Consider the following 18,465-nt stretch of genomic DNA (forward strand, 5'->3'; position numbering starts at 1 on the left):
TCCAGGTGTTGGGTTCTGCCCAATGTCCGAGCCCAGTTCCTGAGAAACCATGGATGGCCTAGCCGGCCGGATATGGTGGAGGGATTGGAGGTAGGTAGGAAGCTTGTCGCTCTTGATCGTGTGTTGTTCGGCACTTTCGGGTGTCGTCTGATGGATGATCGGATGACCGTTGCCTGACCGCGCGGTCCCGGATTTAATCTCGAGAAGCTGGTCTTAAGACCGGATGCAAGCGAGCTGCTCGGCGTAGCTCCAATAAAGCAATCCGGTCGAACACGTCGATGGCATCTGAATGGTCTGGTTGTAAAAGGTAACCAGATTGTTGGAGCTGAGCGTGCGGCAATCGCAAGATTGTCCGTATGGTCAGATTTGGAACCCCTTCGAGCGCAAGCGAGAAGGATAGGAATTCCAAATCCAACTAAGGATGAGCATTGGCAATGAGAACGATTAAGTGTCGTAAGGGCATTTGGTGGATGCCTTGGCATGCACAGGCGATGAAGGACGTGATACGCTGCGAAAAGCCGTGGGGAGCTGCGAATAAGCTTTGATCCATGGATCTCCGAATGGGGCAACCCACCTTAAATGCTTGGAAAATCATTCTGGTTGTTTAGGCAACCCGAGTGGTTTCCAAGCATTGTGATAAGGTATCTACACCTGAATACATAGGGTGTAAGAAGCGAACGCAGGGAACTGAAACATCTAAGTACCTGCAGGAAAGGACATCAACCGAGACTCCGCAAGTAGTGGCGAGCGAACGCGGACCAGGCCAGTGGCAATTGTGGTTAAAGTGGAACAAGCTGGAAAGCTTGGCCGTAGTGGGTGACAGCCCCGTACGCGTAGATACCATGATTGTCCTAGAGTAGGGCGGGGCACGTGAAACCCTGTCTGAACATGGGGAGACCACTCTCCAAGCCTAAGTACTCGTGCATGACCGATAGCGAACAAGTACCGTGAGGGAAAGGTGAAAAGCACCCCGACAAGGGGAGTGAAATAGAACCTGAAACCGGATGCCTACAAACAGTCGGAGCCCGCAAGGGTGACGGCGTACCTTTTGTATAATGGGTCAACGACTTAGTGTAACAAGCAAGCTTAAGCCGGTAGGTGTAGGCGAAGCGAAAGCGAGTCTGAATAGGGCGATTTAGTTTGTTGCATTAGACCCGAAACCGAGTGATCTAGCCATGAGCAGGTTGAAGGTTGGGTAACACCAACTGGAGGACCGAACCCGCATCTGTTGCAATAGATTGGGATGACTTGTGGCTAGGGGTGAAAGGCCAATCAAACTCGGAAATAGCTGGTTCTCCGCGAAATCTATTTAGGTAGAGCGTCGAGCGAATACCCCGGGGGGTAGAGCACTGGATGGGCTATGGGGACTCACCGTCTTACTGATCCTAACCAAACTCCGAATACCCGGGAGTACTACTCGGCAGACACACGGCGGGTGCTAACGTCCGTCGTGAAAAGGGCAACAACCCTAACCTCCAGCTAAGGTCCCCAAGTCATGGCTAAGTGGGAAAGGATGTGAGGATCCCAAAACAACCAGGATGTTGGCTTAGAAGCAGCCATCATTTAAAGAAAGCGTAACAGCTCACTGGTCTAAATAAGGGTCTTTGCGCCGAAAATGTAACGGGGCTGAAGCCATGCACCGAAGCTGAGGATTTGCAGCAATGCAAGTGGTAGCGGAGCGTTCCGTAAGCCTGTGAAGGGACAGTCGTGAGACATCCTGGAGGTATCGGAAGTGCGAATGTTGACATGAGTAACGATAAAGAGGGTGAGAGACCCTCTCGCCGAAAGACCAAGGGTTCCTGCTTAAAGTTAATCTGAGCAGGGTTAGCCGGCCCCTAAGACGAGGCGGACACGCGTAGTCGATGGGAACCACGTTAATATTCGTGGGCCTGGTGGTAGTGACGGATTGCGTAACTTGTTCATTCTTATTGGATTGAGTGGGCAGGGAAGCGGTTCCAGGAAATAGCTCCACCGTATAGACCGTACCCGAAACCGACACAGGTGGTCAGGTAGAGTATACCAAGGCGCTTGAGAGAACTATGTTGAAGGAACTCGGCAAATTGCACGCGTAACTTCGGAAGAAGCGTGACCCCATTTTACGCAAGTGAGATGGGGTGGCACAGACCAGGGGGTAGCGACTGTTTATCAAAAACACAGGGCTCTGCGAAGTCGCAAGACGACGTATAGGGTCTGACGCCTGCCCGGTGCTGGAAGGTTAAGAGGAGAGGTGCAAGCTTTGAATCGAAGCCCCAGTAAACGGCGGCCGTAACTATAACGGTCCTAAGGTAGCGAAATTCCTTGTCGGGTAAGTTCCGACCTGCACGAATGGCGTAACGACTTCCCCGCTGTCTCCAACATAGACTCAGTGAAATTGAATTCCCCGTGAAGATGCGGGGTTCCTGCGGTCAGACGGAAAGACCCCGTGCACCTTTACTATAGCTTTACACTGGCATTCGTGTCGGCATGTGTAGGATAGGTGGTAGGCTTTGAAGCGGGGACGCCAGTTTCCGTGGAGCCATCCTTGAAATACCACCCTTATCGTCATGGATGTCTAACCGCGGTCCGTTATCCGGATCCGGGACAGTGTATGGTGGGTAGTTTGACTGGGGCGGTCGCCTCCGAAAGAGTAACGGAGGCGCGCGATGGTGGGCTCAGACCGGTCGGAAATCGGTCGTCGAGTGCAATGGCATAAGCCCGCCTGACTGCGAGACTGACAAGTCGAGCAGAGACGAAAGTCGGTCATAGTGATCCGGTGGTCCCGCGTGGAAGGGCCATCGCTCAACGGATAAAAGGTACGCCGGGGATAACAGGCTGATGACCCCCAAGAGTCCATATCGACGGGGTTGTTTGGCACCTCGATGTCGGCTCATCGCATCCTGGGGCTGGAGCAGGTCCCAAGGGTTTGGCTGTTCGCCAATTAAAGCGGTACGTGAGCTGGGTTCAGAACGTCGTGAGACAGTTCGGTCCCTATCTGCCGTGGGTGTAGGAATATTGACAGGATCTGTCCCTAGTACGAGAGGACCGGGATGGACATATCTCTGGTGGACCTGTTGTCCTGCCAAGGGCATAGCAGGGTAGCTATATATGGACGGGATAACCGCTGAAGGCATCTAAGCGGGAAACCCACCTGAAAACGAGTGTTCCCTATCAGAGCCGTGGAAGACGACCACGTTGATAGGCCGGGTGTGGAAGTGCGGCAACGCATGAAGCTTACCGGTACTAATAGCTCGATTGGCTTGATCGTTCTCATTGCTTGTGCTCATCGAACTTCGTTCGATGATGCCTGACCTTTTGTCCTCACGCGCCAATGGCGCTGCGGACGGCGCGCCAAACTGTTGGCGACGCGCCTTGCGCTTGCGGCCTTCGGCCGGGAGTGTAGAGCAAGATCAAAGACGTGTTCAAAAAATGCAGCCTAGCGGCTGCGCCAGCTTCTCAATTGTTGCGCTTCGCTGACCTGGTGGTCATGGCGGGGTGGCTGCACCCGTTCCCATTCCGAACACGGCCGTGAAACGCCCCAGCGCCTATGGTACTTCGTCTTAAGACGCGGGAGAGTCGGTCGCTGCCAGGTCTGCTAAACGCAACACGCATGCGCCCGAAGCTGAAAAGCTTCGGAAAGCTGCATGCGAAACAAAAAATCTTCTCATCACATTCTACGGCCCCTGGCCGATCAAAGGGCCGCTCGCAAAGCGGCCTTTTTGCTTTCGAGCCCTATATGTAGACTGAAATAGCGATGCACCGGATCTATAATGGTGCGTCCCTTACAGGAGACAACTCCTTCGGAGTTGCTCCGGCAGTAAGCGTAAAACGCCTTCGGCGATTTACGCTATCGCGACAAAACCCAAAGGGTTTTGCGCTGGACGCGGGGTGGAGCAGCCCGGTAGCTCGTCAGGCTCATAACCTGAAGGCCGCAGGTTCAAATCCTGCCCCCGCAACCAAATCTCCCCGAAATCCTATCGACCTATCGCTCGCGCAAAAGCTTCGCTTTCCCGGGCGATGACACCGAAACCAACGATCCCGACACACATGACAGCCCGCCATCAGGCGGGTTTTTGCGTTTCTGGGCTAGCTAAACCGCAGCCTCACTCCTCCCGAAACGCACGGCTGAACTGATCCGTCAACGGTTTCGTCAAAAACGACATCGCCGTCCGCTCCTGTGTCGAGATGAAGACTTCGACCGGCATGCCGGGCAGGACTAGCAAGGTGTATTGCTGCTCCTTGGAGGTCGTGCGCGCCATAGCCACAGTCCGGCCAAGCTCTTCCAATGCCAGAACAGAAAGGGGCGCGACATCTGCCGCGCCCTTCTGGACTTCATCAAAGCAATCGAAGCCGGATCAACCTGCCCGCAGGCTGTAGCCGTTCACGGCATCGAGCATATCGCGGACCTTGCGGCGCTCGCCCTCGAGTTCCTGCGTCAGCGCCTGGTTCTGTGCGTTCAGCCGCTGGATCTGCACCTGCAGTTCGCGGATATCGGCGAAGTTGAGCCGGCGGCCGATGGTCAATAGAAGGTCGGCTGAATTGGTCTGGAGCGCGCGACCGGTCACCGAGCTGTGGAAGCGGACTTCCTGAGCGTGATAATCGATCACCGTCTGCGCGGCGACGGGATAGCCGAGATATTCCATGATCTGGAAGATCAGATCGCCGACCTTGTTCGGAGTGCCGGCGGCCGGCGTTGCAGCGGCACGCGTGTCGGAAATCAGATCCCACAGACCGCGGAACATCAGGTAGCCGAACTCGATCGGCTGGTCGTAGACCCATTCGAGATCGATGAAACTCAGCTTTTCGCCGACGATGAGGTTGCGCGGGATCGCATCGAGCAGCGAGCCGGGGACGCGGTCCTGCAGCTGCATCGGCGCGGGGATGCCCATGCCGGCAAGATGCTGGTCGAGCGCCTGTTTCCAGACACTGGTCCAGTTCGCAAGATGCTCGACGGACCAGCCGTCCTGCAGCAGGCAACGCTTGCCGATATCGCGCCACACCAGACCGGTTTCAAAGACCTCGTCTTCAAGATTGATCTTCAGCGGCGATAGATTCATGCCGTTGTTGTCAGCCTGAATGGCTTCCCGCTCGACCACGAGCTGCTCGCCCTTGCGCACGAAGCGCACCAGCTTCTGATACTGCGCGTCACGGCCGCCGGTGAAGTGCGTGGCCATGACATCGTCCGCCGCCAGCGGCTGGTCGGAGGAGACAAGCAGGAAGGAGTTGGCGAGATCGCCCTGCAGGCCATTTCGCGCGATGACGTCCCAAGCGAGGTCCTGTTCGAAAGCAAGAATGCCGGGGCGCTGCGGGTCGGTCGCCGTCGCGCCGCGGATCAGCGGCGAGAAATCGGTCGGCAGGTCCGCGGTCAGGGCTTCCTCGTTCAGCACGAACCGGGGCAGCTTGTAATCCGGGAAGGGGAACCAGTATTTCTGATGTGGCAGGCCGGCGGCCGTGACGCGATGCGACAGCTCGCGCTTGCCGAAGGTAACGGGACCGTTCTGCGTATACTGATCCTCGACGCCGACCATCGGCCGCGCCAGATGATCTTCGGGGAAGCCGGCGAGATATTTGAGGCCGATCTGGTTTTCGATGGCGATGATCAGCACGCCGCCCGGTGCAAGCAGCGAGCGCGCCTTGGCAAGCATCCGCTCGATCGCATCCTGGCCATCTTCGGCACCGAAGAAGACGCGGGCATATTCCAGCACGCCGATCAGCGTCACCGTCGCGAATTTCTGATCGATTTCGAAATTCTGCAGCGGCTCGGCGAGAACAGTGACGTTCGGCAGGTCGCGGCAGCGCTCGGCGATGGTCGCGGCACGGCGCGGGCTGCCTTCGAGGGCAAGTACCTCGTGGCCTTCTTCGCCGAGGAAGCGCGTCATGGCGCCGGCGCCAGCGCCAATTTCCAGGACGGGGCCGCGGATCAGGTGCTTGATCGGCCGGAACAGATTGGTGCGCGTCGGATTGAGATGGTAGTTCGAAGGCCAGTCGGTGATCGCCCGCTCAAGTTCCTTGGAGAAAAGCGAGGTATCGGCGGACAAGCGCATGACATCGAGGATCCGCATTTCCGATGCGTCGCCGTCATTGTAGCGGAACGCGTCGCGCGTCGTCTCGTGGCTCCAGACCTTGCCGTTCTTGCGGTAACCCGATGCCTGTAAGAGGTCTTGCATGAATTCTCCAATACAGCCGCGGCTGATTCTGACGAAGGTTTGAGAGACCAATCGCAGAAGAGGCTGGACCGAAGCTGACGGACAAACCGGTGTGCGGCTTGCCCAAGACGTCGCTGAAAACGAAAGAAGCCCGCTTTCGCGGGCTTCCCTGTTTCTTTCAATTGCCACTCAGCTCCGGATCGTCGCCTTGCCCTCATCGACAAGCCGCTGCGCCGCTTCCGCGGGCGTCGTCCGCTCGAACGCCAGCTCGTCGGCGATCGGGCGGAACAGGCGCTGGTCGAATTCGGTCGAGCCGAGCGGGGCCGGCGCCGGGTAATCGCCGACCTGGTCCTTGAGCAGGTTGACATATTGAACCGTCGCCTGTTCCGTCGGGTTGAGGCCCGGCAGGATTGCCTCGCGCACGGCAGGCGACATCGGCACGCCGCGTTCGACGCCGAGGATTTTGCCGGCGTCGGGGCTGTTGACGAAGAAGTCGATGAATTTCGCCGCCGCCTCGCCGTTCTTGGTCGTCGCGCCTACGCTCCAGATCAATGCTGGGCGGTAGTAGTGCCCGGAGGGACCGCCCTTCTTTTCGCGCGGAAGCGTGGTGATCGCCAGCTTGTTCTTGGAGATCAGCTGGTAGCCGACGAGCTGGTTGGAATAGGCCATGCCCATCGCCGATTTGCCGAGCGCCAGCGCGTTTGTATCGATCGTGTTCTGGTCGAGCGTCTGGACGTCGGCGCCGACTGTGCCACCCTTCTTGCGAAGATCTTCCCAGAAGCTGTACCACTCCTTGGCATCGTCGACACCGAAGCCGAGCTTGCCATCGGCATAGAGGCTCTTGCCGCGCTGGCGTAGCCAGGCGTCGAAGACATAGGTATAGCGGGCGCCATAAGGGCCGCCCCAGTAATTGTCCTTGCCCGATGCCTTGGTGAGCTCGACGGCCAGCTTCGCATATTCGTCCCAGGTCAGATCCGTCGTCGGTAGCGGCAGGCCGGCTTTCTCGAAGGCAGGCTGGTCGAAGAACAGTGCGAAGGAATTGAGGCCGAGGCCGACGCCGTAGAGCTTGCCGTCGACGGTGGTCAGCTTCAGCATGTCCTTGCCGAAGGCATCGACCTTCAGCGTCGAGGGCACGAATTCGTCGAGCGCCAGGCAGGCGCCGCGCTTGGAATAGTCGGAAATCGTGCCAGGCTCGAGCTGGAAGACGTCGGCAATGGCGCGGCCGGCCATCTGCGTCGCAAGCTTGGTCCAATAGCCGTCGCCGCTCATGGATTCGCCGACGATCGTTACCCCTGGAGTCTTATCCTGGTAGAGCTTGGCGACATCGAGCGTGCGCTTGGCGCGGTCGTTCGAGCCCCACCACATGGCGCGCAGCTGCGCGTCCGCCGCAAAAGCCGGTACGCCGCCGGCACCGAAAGCCAGGCCCGCCGTCACGCCGGCCGTACCCATCAGAAATGAACGCCTGTTGATCTGCATGATGTTCCTCCTTTGGCTGCCCTCGCCGTCCTCCAACTTTGTCCGGGCATCTGGCGGCACAGCCTACGCAAAAAATGTCCGTTTGCAAGAAATTATATAAAACTTGCAAATTTGCATGATTTGCATAATGTCGCCCTATGAGCGAAACGAAATCCAAACGGCCGCGCCAGGCCGATATTGCGGCGCTGGCGGGCGTCTCCATCTCCACGGTGTCGCGTGTGCTTGCCAATGAGCCGGGCATTAGCGGCAGCGTGCGCGAACATATTCTGCGGGTGGCGGCCGAGCGCGGCTATCAGCCGAAGTCACTGATGGAAGCGCCGGCGGGCGGTCTGGCGTTGATCGCCAGCGACAGCGTTACCGGCGGTCTCAGCGTCTTCTATGAATCGATCGTAGAAGGCCTGCGCGCCGGGGCGATGGAAGCGGGCATGCCATTCGAAGTCCGGCTGCTGCGTGAAGACCGCGCGTCCCCCGATGCGATCAGGGGCCATATGGAAGCTACGAAGTCCGAGGGCTTGTTCCTCGTCGGTATCGACCCTTCGGACGTGCTGCGCCAATGGATCGAGGAGGAGAATGTGCCTGTCGTGCTGGTCAACGGCACGGATCCGCAGCTGAAGCTCGATGGCGTATCGCCCTCGAATTTCTTCGGTGCCTTCCAGGCGGCTGAGCGGCTGCTCGACGCAGGGCACCGGAAGATCCTGCATCTGACCGGCTCGCATCGCCACACGATCCGCGAGCGCGTTCGCGGCTTCGATACGGCAATTGCGACCCGCGGCGCGGAAAGCCTGTTGGTGCCAATGGATTTCTCCGGCAGCGCGACCCGGGAAGCCCATGAGCGCACCGCAGCACTGCTTGCCAAGGACAAGAGCTACACGGCCGCCTTCTGCATGAATGATTTCATCGCCGTCGGCGTTCTCGAGGCCGTCACCGAGGCCGGTCTTCGCGTGCCGGAAGATTTCGCCATCGTCGGCTTCGATGATCTTCCCTGCGCGATGATGACCAATCCGCCCCTGTCGACGATGCGTGTCGACCGGGCTGCGCTGGGGCGCGAAGCGATCGCGCTGATGATTGCCCGCTTCCGCGACAGGACTGCGCCTGCGCGCCACCTATGCCAAGCGGTCGTCCCGGTCTCCGGGGGGACTGTGCCAGATGCAAAGAATCGATGAGTGATGCAGATGACATATGATCCGGCCAGCGCCAATCCGCTTGCGGGCAATCCCCTGAAGACGCGCGACGATATGAGCCGCGCCCTTCATGCTCTCTTTGATCCGCTGCTGCCCTATTTTTCGGAAGGCAATGCGCGTGTCCGGCTTGATGGCGCCGGTGCGCATTTCGACCGGGCAGCAGCCGATCTCGAAGGTTTTGCCCGGCCGCTCTGGGGCCTTGCGCCGCTCGGCGCCGGCAAGGGGGAATTCGGGCACTGGCACCGCTTTGCGGAAGGCATCGCCAACGGTACCGATCCGGATCACCCGGAATATTGGGGCACCGTCAATGGCCGCGACCAGCGCATGGTCGAGCTCGCTGCGCTTGGTTTTGCAATCGCACTCACACCCGAAAAGGTCTGGGAGCCGTTGAACGCAAAGCAGCGCGCCAATGTGATTGCCTATCTCAAGCATGCCCGGCAGTTCGACTATGCCGACAATAATTGGAAGTTCTTCCGCATCTTCGTCGATATCGCGCTTGATCGCGTCGGTGCGGATTTCGATCGCAGCCTGACCAGGCAATATCTCGAAGAGCTCGAAGGCTTCTATGTCGGCGACGGCTGGTATCGCGATGGCAATGTGCGTCGCGTCGATCACTACATTCCCTTCGCCATGCACTTCTACGGCCTTATCTATTCGAGGCTGGTAGATGACGATTATGCCAGGCGCTATCGCGAGCGGGCGCTGCTGTTCGCCAGGGATTTTCGCCATTGGTTTGCCGATGATGGCGCGACGATCCCGTTCGGCCGCAGCCTTACCTACCGCTTTGCCTGCGCTGGCTTCTGGTCGGCCCTTGCCTTTGCCGATCTCGAGGCGCTGCCCTGGGGCGAGGTGAAGCATCTCTGCCTGCAGCATCTGCGCTGGTGGCGCGACAAGCCGATGACCAATCGCGACGGCATCCTGTCGATCGGCTTTGCTTATCCGAACCTCTTGATGTCGGAGAGCTATAATTCCGCCGGTTCCCCCTATTGGGCCTTCAAGGCATTCCTGCCGCTGGCGATCCCCGAAAGCCATCCGTTCTGGACTGCCGAGGAGAAAGTCCCTGCAGCGGCAGCCGTGACGCCGCAGCGTCACCCCGGCATGGTCGTCATGCATACCGGCGAAGATGCGGTGGCCCTGTCGTCAGGGCAGGAAAATCTCCAGATGCGGTTTGGTACCGAAAAATACGCAAAATTCGCATATTCGGCCCGCTACGGCTTCAGCGTCGAGGCAGACGAGCGCAGCTTTGCCGGCGCCGCTTTCGATTCCGCGCTGGCCTTCAGCGATGACGGCCTGCATTACCGCGTCAGGGAAACCAACAGGGAAGCAAAGATCGCCGGCGACGTGCTCTATGCGAAGTGGTCGCCCTTCAGCGATGTCAGCGTGGAAACCTGGCTGGTGCCCGCCGCACCTTGGCATCTGCGCGTTCACCGCATCAGATCGGATCGCGCTCTGCAGATCGCCGAAGGTGGGTTTGCGATCGCTAAGCGGGATTTCGATCTCGATAGACTGGAGGCGGAGACCGGCGCTGCGCATGCCATCGGTGAAGCGGATTTCTCCGGTATAGTTGATCTCGGCTCCAGCATCGAGCGACAGGGCCTCGTGCAGAAGGCGCTGCCGAACATCAATATGATAGTTGCCAAGACCCTCGTGCCCCAGCTCCGCGGTGCGATCAAGGCCGGTGAAACCGTGCTTGTGACGGCCGTGATTGCCACCGGAGATCAGCAGGCGGCAAAGACGGCCTGGCTGAAGCCTCCCGCAAAACCCGATCTTGCGGCGCTTGAGGCGCTGGTTTCCAAGGAAGGCGTCACCGTCAGCGCCATCGAAGCGCCGGGGCAGATGCCATGACAGGTCCCGGCATTGCGCTTGCCATGCAGCCCGGCCAGCGGACCGAACACGTGTTGCCGGATCAGCTTCTCGACCGGCTGGCGGGTCTCGGCACGCTTCTCGACCGGCAACCGCTCGAGAATTTCGATGACGAGCGCGCCAGACGGGTTCTGGCGGACACCGAGATATTGATCACCGGCTGGGGCGCCCCCTTTGCCGGAGAAAACGTCCTTTCGCTCGCCAAGGGCCTGAAGCTCGTGGCGCATGCGGCGGGCACGGTGAAGGGCATCGTCGGCGAGGAGATATTCAATGCTGGTGTGAAGGTCACGCATGCGGCGGAAGCCAATGCCGTGCCGGTGGCCGAGTTTACGCTTGCGGCCATTCTCTTCGCCGGTAAGCAGGTTTTCCGCTTCCGGGATTTCTATACCGCCGACCGCGACCGTGACCGTACCTATCCGATGCAGCGGCTGGCGATCGGCAACTACGGCCGCACCGTCGGCATCATCGGCGCTTCGCGGATCGGCCGCCGGGTGATCGAACTGTTGAAGCCGTTCGAATTCAAGATCGTCCTCTTCGACCCGACGCTTAGCGCCGCCGAATGCGCGGTCCTTGGCACCGAAAAATGCGATCTCGATACGCTGATGCGCATCTCCGATATTGTTTCGCTGCATGCACCATCGCTGCCCTCGACGCGTCACATGATCGATGCGGCGAAACTGGCGCTGATGAAGGACGGCGCGGCGCTGATCAATACGGCGCGTGGCGCGATTCTCGATGAGGCCGCGCTGCTCGCGACCCTCGCCACCGGCCGCATCGATGCGGTCATCGACGTGACCGATCCGGAAGTTCCGGAGAAGGCATCGCCCTTCTACGACCTGCCGAACGTTTTCCTGACGCCCCACATTGCGGGGGCGGTCGGATTAGAGCGGGCAAGGCTGGGCGAAATGGCCGTTGACGAGGTGGAGCGCTTCCTGAAAGGCCAGCCGCTGCGCTATGCACTGACGCTCGCCGATCTCGACCGGGTTGCCTGAGGCGGCGAAAGCGACGCCTCAGGCCTGATTTGATTAGCCGGCTTTTATGCTGTTCGGCGAGCCGTCATTGGCAAGCTCGGGCATCAGCTCGGCGATCGAGACGACCTTGCCGGTTCGCGAGCTCTGCAGCGCCGCAATACCGCACAGAACCGACATGGCGCCCGCCCGCGTTCCGGCGCGCTGATGCAGGGCGTCGTTCATATCGGGCTTGAAGATCATGTTGCGCATCCGGTCGTCGCCACCGTAGTGGCCGCCCGACGAATGCGGAACGGTGATACGCTCGACGGCTTCCTTGCCGTTGGGGAAGTTGCGGATCAGCAGGATTTCGTCTTCCCGCTTCATCTCCCAGGGCTGCGCCTCGTACTGACGGATCTCGATGCGGCCTTTGGTGCCATTGAACGCCAGGTGATGGCCCTCGATCGGCTGGAAGGTGTTCAGCGAATAGGAAACGTGGACGTTATTGCGATAGCGGATGCTGACGACCATCGTATCGGGAATGTCGATATCCTCGCGGAAGACGCAGCCGTCGCGGAAATAGCCATCGACCTTCGAGGGATCCTCGTAGAGCGTGTCGAGGAAGGGATCGGCGCCGAGGTCGAGATAGTAGTCGCACTCGGCGGTGTGGGGACAGAGCTTGCAGCGCGGTCCGCGGAACGGGCCTTTGCGGCCGTAGTTCTGCAGGTCGGCGAAAGACGTCACGGCTTCCGGATCGCTGTCGAGATACCAGTTCAGCAGGTCGAAATGGTGGGTCGCCTTGTGAACGAAAAGGCTACCGGAATTCTCGGTATAGGCATGCCAGCGGCGGAAATAGTCGGCGCCGTGCTTGGTGTTCAGGTACCAATGGAAATCGACCGATGTGACGCGGCCGATCTCGCCGGAATTCAGCAGTTCCTTGATGCGCGCCGCCGTCGGCGCGTAGCGGTAGTTGAAGGACACGTCGACACGCTGGCCGGTGCGCTTCTCGGCATCCATGATCCGGCGGATCTTGTCGACCGCCGTCGTCATCGGCTTCTCGGTGATGACGTCGATGCCTGCCTCGAGCGCCCGAACGACGATTGCGTCGTGGGTGTGGTCAGGGGTGCAGACGATGACGAGGTCAGGCTTGACCTCTTTCAGCATCGCGTCGATGTCGTCATAGATCGGGGCGTTGCTGCCGATCATCGTGCGGGCGCGTTCTCCGCGCAGCGCATTCTTCTCGACGATGGCGACGAGATCGACATGCTCCCGCCAGCCGGCGAGCAGGTCCTTCCCCCACATGGTGGTCCCGCGATTGCCGGTCCCGATCAGTGCAAAGCGGCGTTTCTCCATCGAATGATCCTCCTTCATACGTGCTGAAACGAATATATCCAATTAAACCAGGCAGCAGCTATGATACCGGTCGACGCAGGTCGCGATGACCTCTTCCGCCGGACGCTTCCACCAATTGTCTGCCGAAAAGATTTCCACCTCCTGTGCGCCGAAGAAGCCTGCCTTCTCGATCATGCGCCGGATGCCCTTGAGATCGATCACACCGTCTCCCATCATCCCGCGATCGGTCAACATGTCCTTGGTCGGAACCAGCCAGTCGCAGATGTGGTGGGCGAAGATGCGTTTCATGCGGCCGGCGCGGGCGATCTGCTCGGCAAGCTCCGGATCCCACCAGACGTGATAGACGTCGATAGCGACGCCGACATCGGTGCCGAGCTGCTCGCACATGTCGAGCGCCTGGCGCAGCGTGTTCACGCAGGAGCGGTCGGCGGCATACATCGGATGAAGCGGCTCGATCGCCAGCGGCACGCCGGACGCCTTGGCATGGGGCAGGACCGCGGCAATGCCATCGGACACCATCTGCCGGGCAGTGCCGATATCGCGCGATCCACCTGCCAGGCCGCCGACAACGAGCACCAGGCAATCAGCACCGAGTGCCGCGGCTTCGTCGATCGCCCGTCTGTTGTCGTCGAGGTTCTTCTGCCAGTCGCCGTCATTGGCCGCCGGAAAAAAGCCGCCACGGCAGAGACCGGTCAGCTTCAGGCCGTTCGATTGGACGATGCGCACGGCTTCGTCCAGGCCGGCCTTGGCCACCTGATCGCGCCAGGGCGCAATCCTGGTGATGCCATGCTTCAGGCAGATATCGACTGCTTCGGCAAAGCCGCATTGCTCGCGGATCGTTGCGAGATTGATCGAAAGCCCGTCCACCTGCATGTCCTGTCCTCCCTGTCTGACCGGTCACTGCACGCCGTGAACGGCGAGCACCTGCTTCATGCGGCTGACGGCCAAATCCGGGTCGGCAAGCACGCGTGCCTTGTCGGCGAGCCGGAAGAGTTCAGCCAAATGCGTCAGCGACCGCGTACTCTGCTGCCCGCCGACCATCGCGAAATGATCCTGCAGGCCGTTGAGATAGGCGAGGAACACGACGCCGGTCTTGTAGAAGCGGGTCGGCGCCTTGAAGATATGCCGCGACAGCGGAACGGTCGGGTCGAGCAAATCGAAGAACTCGTTGTTGCTCTGGCGCCCGAGCGCCTCCATGGCGGCGGAGGCCGCCGGCGCGATTGCATCGAAAATGCCAAGAAGCGCGTCGGAATGGCCCTGTTCGTCGCCGGCGATGAGCTCCGCATAGTTGAAGTCGTCGCCGGTATACATGCGCACGGATTTCGGTAGCTGCCGGCGCATCGCCACTTCCTTCTCTTTGGAAAGAAGCGAGATCTTGATGCCGTCGACCTTGGCGGCATTGGCCTCGATGACCTCTAGGGAGGTCGACATCGCCTTGATGTGGTCGGCGTTGCCCCAATAGCCCTCGAGCGCGGGATCGAACATCTCGCCGAGCCAGTGGATGATCACCGGTTCCTTTACCTGGCGAAGGATCCGGTCGTAGACGCGGATATAGTCGTCCGGCCCTTTGGCCGCAGCCGCCAGCGCCCGGCTCGCCATAAGGATGATCCGGCCACCTTCGGCTTCGACGGTTTCGATCTGCTCTTCGTATGCCTTGATGATCGTATCGATCGTCACATCGGGTTCGGGTGTCAGGTGATCCGTACCGGCGCCGCAGGCGATCAGCGCATCGTCGCGCCCGCGCGCCTCGCGCAGCGCACGGCGGATCAGGTCACGGGCCTCGGGCCAGCCGAGACCCATGCCGCGCTGCGCGGTGTCCATCGCCTCGGCAACGCCGAGCCCGAGATCCCAGAGGCGGTGGCGGAAGGCGAGCGTCCGCTCCCAGTCGATCGCCGGTGTCAGCCAGGGATCGTTATCGGCCAACGGATCGGCGACCACATGTGCGGCGGCATAGACCACGCGAGGAAAATCCCTGGCCTTGCGCTTCTTCACTTCGATCGGCGTGCCGGTCAGCTGGTAGGCGGCGATCTTGCCGTCGAGCGGAAGGTTGATCGTGCCTGCCATGATCAGAACTCCAGCGCGGGAACGTCGAGCCAGCGGCGTTCGGCCCAGGATTTCAGGCCGAGTTCGGCGAGCTGCACACCCTTGGCACCGGCTTCCATGCCGTAAGGCCACGGTGCGTCCTCGGCGACGTGGCGCAGGAACATTTCCCACTGTGCCTTGAAGCCGTTGTCGAAGAGTTGCGTATCCGGCACTTCGTCCCAGGTCTTGTAGAAATCGATCGTCTGCGGCTGGTCCGGGTTCCACACCGGCTTCGGCGTGTTGACGCGGTGCTGCGTCCAGCATTTCGTCAGGCCGGCAACGGCCGATCCATGGGTGCCGTCGACCTGGAAGGTCACGAGATCGTCGCGGCGCACGCGCACGGCCCAGGAGGAATTGATCTGCGCAATCACGCCGCCATCAAGCTCGAAGGTCGCATAGGCGGCATCGTCGGTATCGCAATTATAGGTCTTGCCCTGCTCGTCGACGCGGCTGCCAATATGGGTAGCGCCGAGGCAGGAGACGGCCTTGACCTCGCCGAACAGGTTGTCGAGCACATAGCGCCAGTGGCAGAGCATATCGAGGATGATGCCGCCGCCGTCGCCCTTGCGGTAGTTCCAGGACGGGCGCTGCGCCGGAACGCCCCAGTCGCCCTCGAAGACCCAGTAACCAAATTCGCCGCGGACCGAGAGGATCTTGCCGAAGAAGCCGGAATCGCGCAGCAGCGCCAGCTTGCGAAGGCCCGGCAGGAAAAGCTTGTCCTGCACCACGCCATGCTTCAGGCCAGACTTGCGGGCCTTGCGCGCCAGGTCGAGTGCTACCTGCAGATCATCGGAGATCGGCTTTTCGCAATAGACATGCTTGCCGGCATCGAGCGCTCTCGACAGCAGCTCGGCGCGCATCAGCGTCGTGCCGGCATCGAAGAAAATGTGATCGTCGGGATTGGCAAGCGCTGCGTCGAGATCTGTCGACCAGCGCTTGATGTTATGCTTGCGGGCAAGCTCTTCCATCTTGTCGCGGTTGCGGCCGACGATGATGGGATCGATCTCCAGTCTCTCGCCGGATTTCAGCAGAAGACCGCCCTGATCGCGGATCGCCAGGATCGATCGCACCAGGTGCTGATTGTATCCCATGCGGCCGGTAACGCCGTGCAAAATGATCCCGAGACGCGCCATTTTTTCCTCCCTGCCAATCGGTTTCCAGCGGGGAGCGGGCTTGGCCCGGCCCTCCCAAGCCGGTAACTAAACGGTTACTTGATGGCAGATGAAAACCGGACCTGTCAATAGGCAAATCCGGATTCGACTTTTCAGCGCTTGATGGAGGCGAGCGTCACATGGACGATATGGCGCTCCCAGGTATCGAGATTTTCGACCTCGATCAGCGGGCGGCCGAAGATTGTCGAGAGCGTGTACTGGTTGGAAAGATAGAAATATCCGAGCGATGCGATGGTCAGATAGACATGCAGCGGATCGGCGCTTTCGATGAAGACGCCTTCCTTCTTGCCGCGCTCGAGCACCTGGGCGAGTTCGCCGATCAGATGCGAATGCAGTTCCTTCAGCCGCACCGATTGCCGGAGCCAGCGGGCGCGATGCAGGTTTTCGGTTCCGAGCAGGCTCAGGAATTCCGGGTGCTTGAGAAAATATCGCCAGGTGAAGAGCGCGAGCTCGGTAATGCCCTCTTCCGGATTGCGGTCGCTGATATGCAGTTCGCGTTCGGCGGTGCGGATGCCGACATAGGCCTCTTCGAGGACGCGCAGATAGAGCTGCTCCTTGTCGCCGAAATAGTGGTAGAGCATGCGCTTGTTGGTGCCGGCGCGCTCGGCGATGGCGTCCACGCGGGCGCCGCCCATGCCGTTTTCGGCAAACTCCTGCGTTGCCGCCTCTAGGATCGCAGCCTTGGTTCTTTCCGGGTCGCGTTGCAGCACGCGTTCGCCGGCGGTGCGCTTCGACTTTTTCTTTTCACCAGTCTGGCCGGTATCGTTCATCGGCTTATCTCCCCAGACGCTAATGTTGCGCTCATAAGGCTTCGGTGCGAGGTTGTACAAGCGAAATTCGAGGAGGAAACCTCGCTGAATTATGACCGCTTGACAGGCTCGATGCTTGTCCATAGCTTGTAACCAATTAGTTATTTGTTGCAAGAGAAACCAGCAAGGAGCGTGTGGAGGCGCTCCCCAAGGGAGGAGGAAAAACAGATGACATTCAGCATTAATAGACGTGGTTTCATGGCGGGAGGGGCCTCGCTTCTCGCGCTTTCGGGTATGAGTATGCCTGCATTTGCGCAGGATGCCCGCCTGCGCCTTATCTGGTGGGGCTCGCAGCCCCGCGCAGACCGCACCAACAAGGTGTCGGATCTCTACAAGGCCAAGAATTCCGGTGTTTCGATCACCGGCGAATTCCTGGGCTGGGGCGATTACTGGCAGAAGCTCGCGACCCAGGTCGCCGGCAAGAACGCCCCCGACGTGATCCAGATGGATTACCGCTATATCGTCGAGTATGCCCGGCGCGGCGCTCTTGCTCCTCTCGAATCCTACATGCCCTCGAAGCTGCAGCTTGGTGATTTCGATCCGGCCCAGATCGAAGGCGGCAAGGTCGACGGCCATCTCTACGGCATCAGCCTCGGCGCCAATTCTGCGGCAACGGTCGTCAATACCGTTGCGCTGCAGGAAGCAGGCATCGAGCCGCCGAACAACAAGACGACCTGGGAAGAACTCGGCAAGATGGGCGCCGAGATCACCAAGTCTGGCAAGCGCAAGGGCTTCTTCGGCTTTGCCGACGGCAGCGGCGCCGAGCCGCTCTTCGAAAACTACGTGCGCCAGCGCGGCAAGGCGCTGTACACGGCGGATTCGAAGATTGCCTTCGGTGTCGATGATGCTTCCGAATGGTTCGACATGTGGGCGAAGTTCCGCGAAGCCGGTGCCTGTGTGCCGCCTGACGTTCAGGCGCTCTACAAGGACACGATCGACACGGCCCCGCTCACGATGGGCAAGGCCGCGATCGACTACGCGCACAGCAACCAGTTCGTCGGCTTCCAGGCCGTCGTCAAGGACAAGCTGACGCTCAGCAACTACCCGCGCATCAAGGCGGATTCTAAGGGCGGCCACTACCGCAAGCCGTCGATGTTCTTCTCGGTGTCGGCGCAGTCGAAGGTGCTCGATCAGGCCGTCGATTACGTCAACTTCTTCGTGATGAATCCCGATGCCGCCAAGGTGCTCGATGTCGAGCGCGGCATTCCGGAATCGAAGTCGATGCGTGATGTCGTCGCCGGTACGCTCGATGATGTCGGCAAGATCCCGCTGAACTACGTGGCAAATCTCGGTGATCTCGCCGGCCCGCTGCCGCCGCCGCCGCCGACAGGCGCCGGCGAAGGCCAGACGGTTCTGCGTCAGCTCGCCGAGCAGGTCGCCTTCGGTCAGGTAACCCCTGCTGATGCCGGCAAGCAGCTTGTGGATGAAATTACGCGCGTTCTCGCGCGGGGTTGAACCAT

General features: G+C 60.1%; 12 protein-coding genes, 1 tRNA gene and 2 rRNA genes. 7 read left to right on the plus strand and 8 right to left on the minus strand.

Translation table 11 applies throughout. The features are described from left to right. The first annotated feature begins 442 nt into the window (after window positions 1–442). The 3 genes from ABIE40_RS00020 (at window position 443) to ABIE40_RS00030 (ending at window position 3,935) form a co-directional block, all read left to right on the plus strand. Window positions 443–3,244 (plus strand): 23S ribosomal RNA (locus ABIE40_RS00020). 209 nt (window positions 3,245–3,453) lie between these two features. Beyond that, a 5S ribosomal RNA gene (gene rrf / locus ABIE40_RS00025) occupies window positions 3,454–3,568 on the plus strand. A 290-nt stretch (window positions 3,569–3,858) separates the two neighbouring features. Further along, window positions 3,859–3,935 (plus strand) — tRNA-Met (locus ABIE40_RS00030). 144 nt (window positions 3,936–4,079) lie between these two features. Here the strand turns inward: ABIE40_RS00030 and ABIE40_RS00035 are convergent. The 3 genes from ABIE40_RS00035 to ABIE40_RS00045 form a co-directional block, all read right to left on the minus strand. After that, window positions 4,080–4,235, minus strand: coding sequence for a hypothetical protein (locus ABIE40_RS00035; RefSeq protein ID WP_199629907.1), 156 nt, complete (start codon window positions 4,233–4,235; stop codon window positions 4,080–4,082). Window positions 4,236–4,331: 96 nt separating this feature from the next. After that, window positions 4,332–6,143: a class I SAM-dependent methyltransferase gene (locus tag ABIE40_RS00040; protein ID WP_199629902.1), complete on the minus strand. Its 1,812-nt coding sequence runs from the start codon at window positions 6,141–6,143 to the stop codon at window positions 4,332–4,334. Between the two features lie 168 nt (window positions 6,144–6,311). After that, the gene (locus tag ABIE40_RS00045; RefSeq protein ID WP_199629901.1) at window positions 6,312–7,598 is read right to left on the minus strand and encodes an ABC transporter substrate-binding protein; all 1,287 of its coding nucleotides are present in this window, start codon (window positions 7,596–7,598) and stop codon (window positions 6,312–6,314) included. A gap of 137 nt (window positions 7,599–7,735) precedes the next feature. Here ABIE40_RS00045 and ABIE40_RS00050 point away from each other — a divergent pair, with 137 nt between their 5' ends. Genes ABIE40_RS00050 through ABIE40_RS00060 form a run of 3 tightly spaced genes read left to right on the plus strand, consistent with a single transcriptional unit; the run spans window position 7,736 to window position 11,634 of the window. Further along, a complete protein-coding gene (locus ABIE40_RS00050) occupies window positions 7,736–8,761 on the plus strand; it encodes a LacI family DNA-binding transcriptional regulator (protein ID WP_130279428.1) in 1,026 nt (341 codons plus the stop codon). Between the two features lie 9 nt (window positions 8,762–8,770). Next, window positions 8,771–10,624, plus strand: coding sequence for a DUF2264 domain-containing protein (locus ABIE40_RS00055; protein WP_199629900.1), 1,854 nt, complete (start codon window positions 8,771–8,773; stop codon window positions 10,622–10,624). After that, window positions 10,621–11,634 carry a hydroxyacid dehydrogenase gene (locus tag ABIE40_RS00060; protein ID WP_199629899.1) on the plus strand — a complete coding sequence of 338 codons (1,014 nt, stop codon included), beginning with the start codon at window positions 10,621–10,623 and terminating at the stop codon, window positions 11,632–11,634. Before ABIE40_RS00055 ends, ABIE40_RS00060 begins: the two co-directional genes overlap by 4 nt. Window positions 11,635–11,667: 33 nt before the next feature. Here ABIE40_RS00060 and ABIE40_RS00065 read toward each other — a convergent pair whose 3' ends face one another. The 5 genes from ABIE40_RS00065 to ABIE40_RS00085 all read right to left on the minus strand — a co-directional run bounded on the left by ABIE40_RS00065 (window position 11,668) and on the right by ABIE40_RS00085 (window position 16,966). Beyond that, window positions 11,668–12,942, minus strand: a complete 1,275-nt coding sequence (locus ABIE40_RS00065; RefSeq protein WP_199629898.1) for a Gfo/Idh/MocA family protein — start codon at window positions 12,940–12,942, stop codon at window positions 11,668–11,670. Window positions 12,943–12,984: 42 nt separating this feature from the next. Then, window positions 12,985–13,815, minus strand: a complete 831-nt coding sequence (locus ABIE40_RS00070; RefSeq protein ID WP_199629897.1) for a sugar phosphate isomerase/epimerase family protein — start codon at window positions 13,813–13,815, stop codon at window positions 12,985–12,987. 24 nt (window positions 13,816–13,839) lie between these two features. Further along, a complete protein-coding gene (locus ABIE40_RS00075; protein WP_199629896.1) occupies window positions 13,840–15,006 on the minus strand; it encodes a dihydrodipicolinate synthase family protein in 1,167 nt (388 codons plus the stop codon). A gap of 2 nt (window positions 15,007–15,008) precedes the next feature. Beyond that, on the minus strand, window positions 15,009–16,157 hold the full coding sequence (locus ABIE40_RS00080; RefSeq protein WP_199629895.1) for a Gfo/Idh/MocA family protein: 1,149 nt from the start codon (window positions 16,155–16,157) through the stop codon (window positions 15,009–15,011). A 131-nt stretch (window positions 16,158–16,288) separates the two neighbouring features. Continuing rightward, on the minus strand, window positions 16,289–16,966 hold the full coding sequence (locus ABIE40_RS00085) for a TetR/AcrR family transcriptional regulator (protein ID WP_199629894.1): 678 nt from the start codon (window positions 16,964–16,966) through the stop codon (window positions 16,289–16,291). 207 nt (window positions 16,967–17,173) lie between these two features. On the opposite strand from ABIE40_RS00085, the gene ABIE40_RS00090 reads away from it, so the two are divergent. After that, the gene (locus ABIE40_RS00090; protein ID WP_199629893.1) at window positions 17,174–18,460 is read left to right on the plus strand and encodes an ABC transporter substrate-binding protein; all 1,287 of its coding nucleotides are present in this window, start codon (window positions 17,174–17,176) and stop codon (window positions 18,458–18,460) included. Window positions 18,461–18,465: the final 5 nt, after the last annotated feature.

It is taken from the genome of Rhizobium sp. OAE497, assembly GCF_040546565.1.
Lineage (GTDB): Bacteria > Pseudomonadota > Alphaproteobacteria > Rhizobiales > Rhizobiaceae > Rhizobium.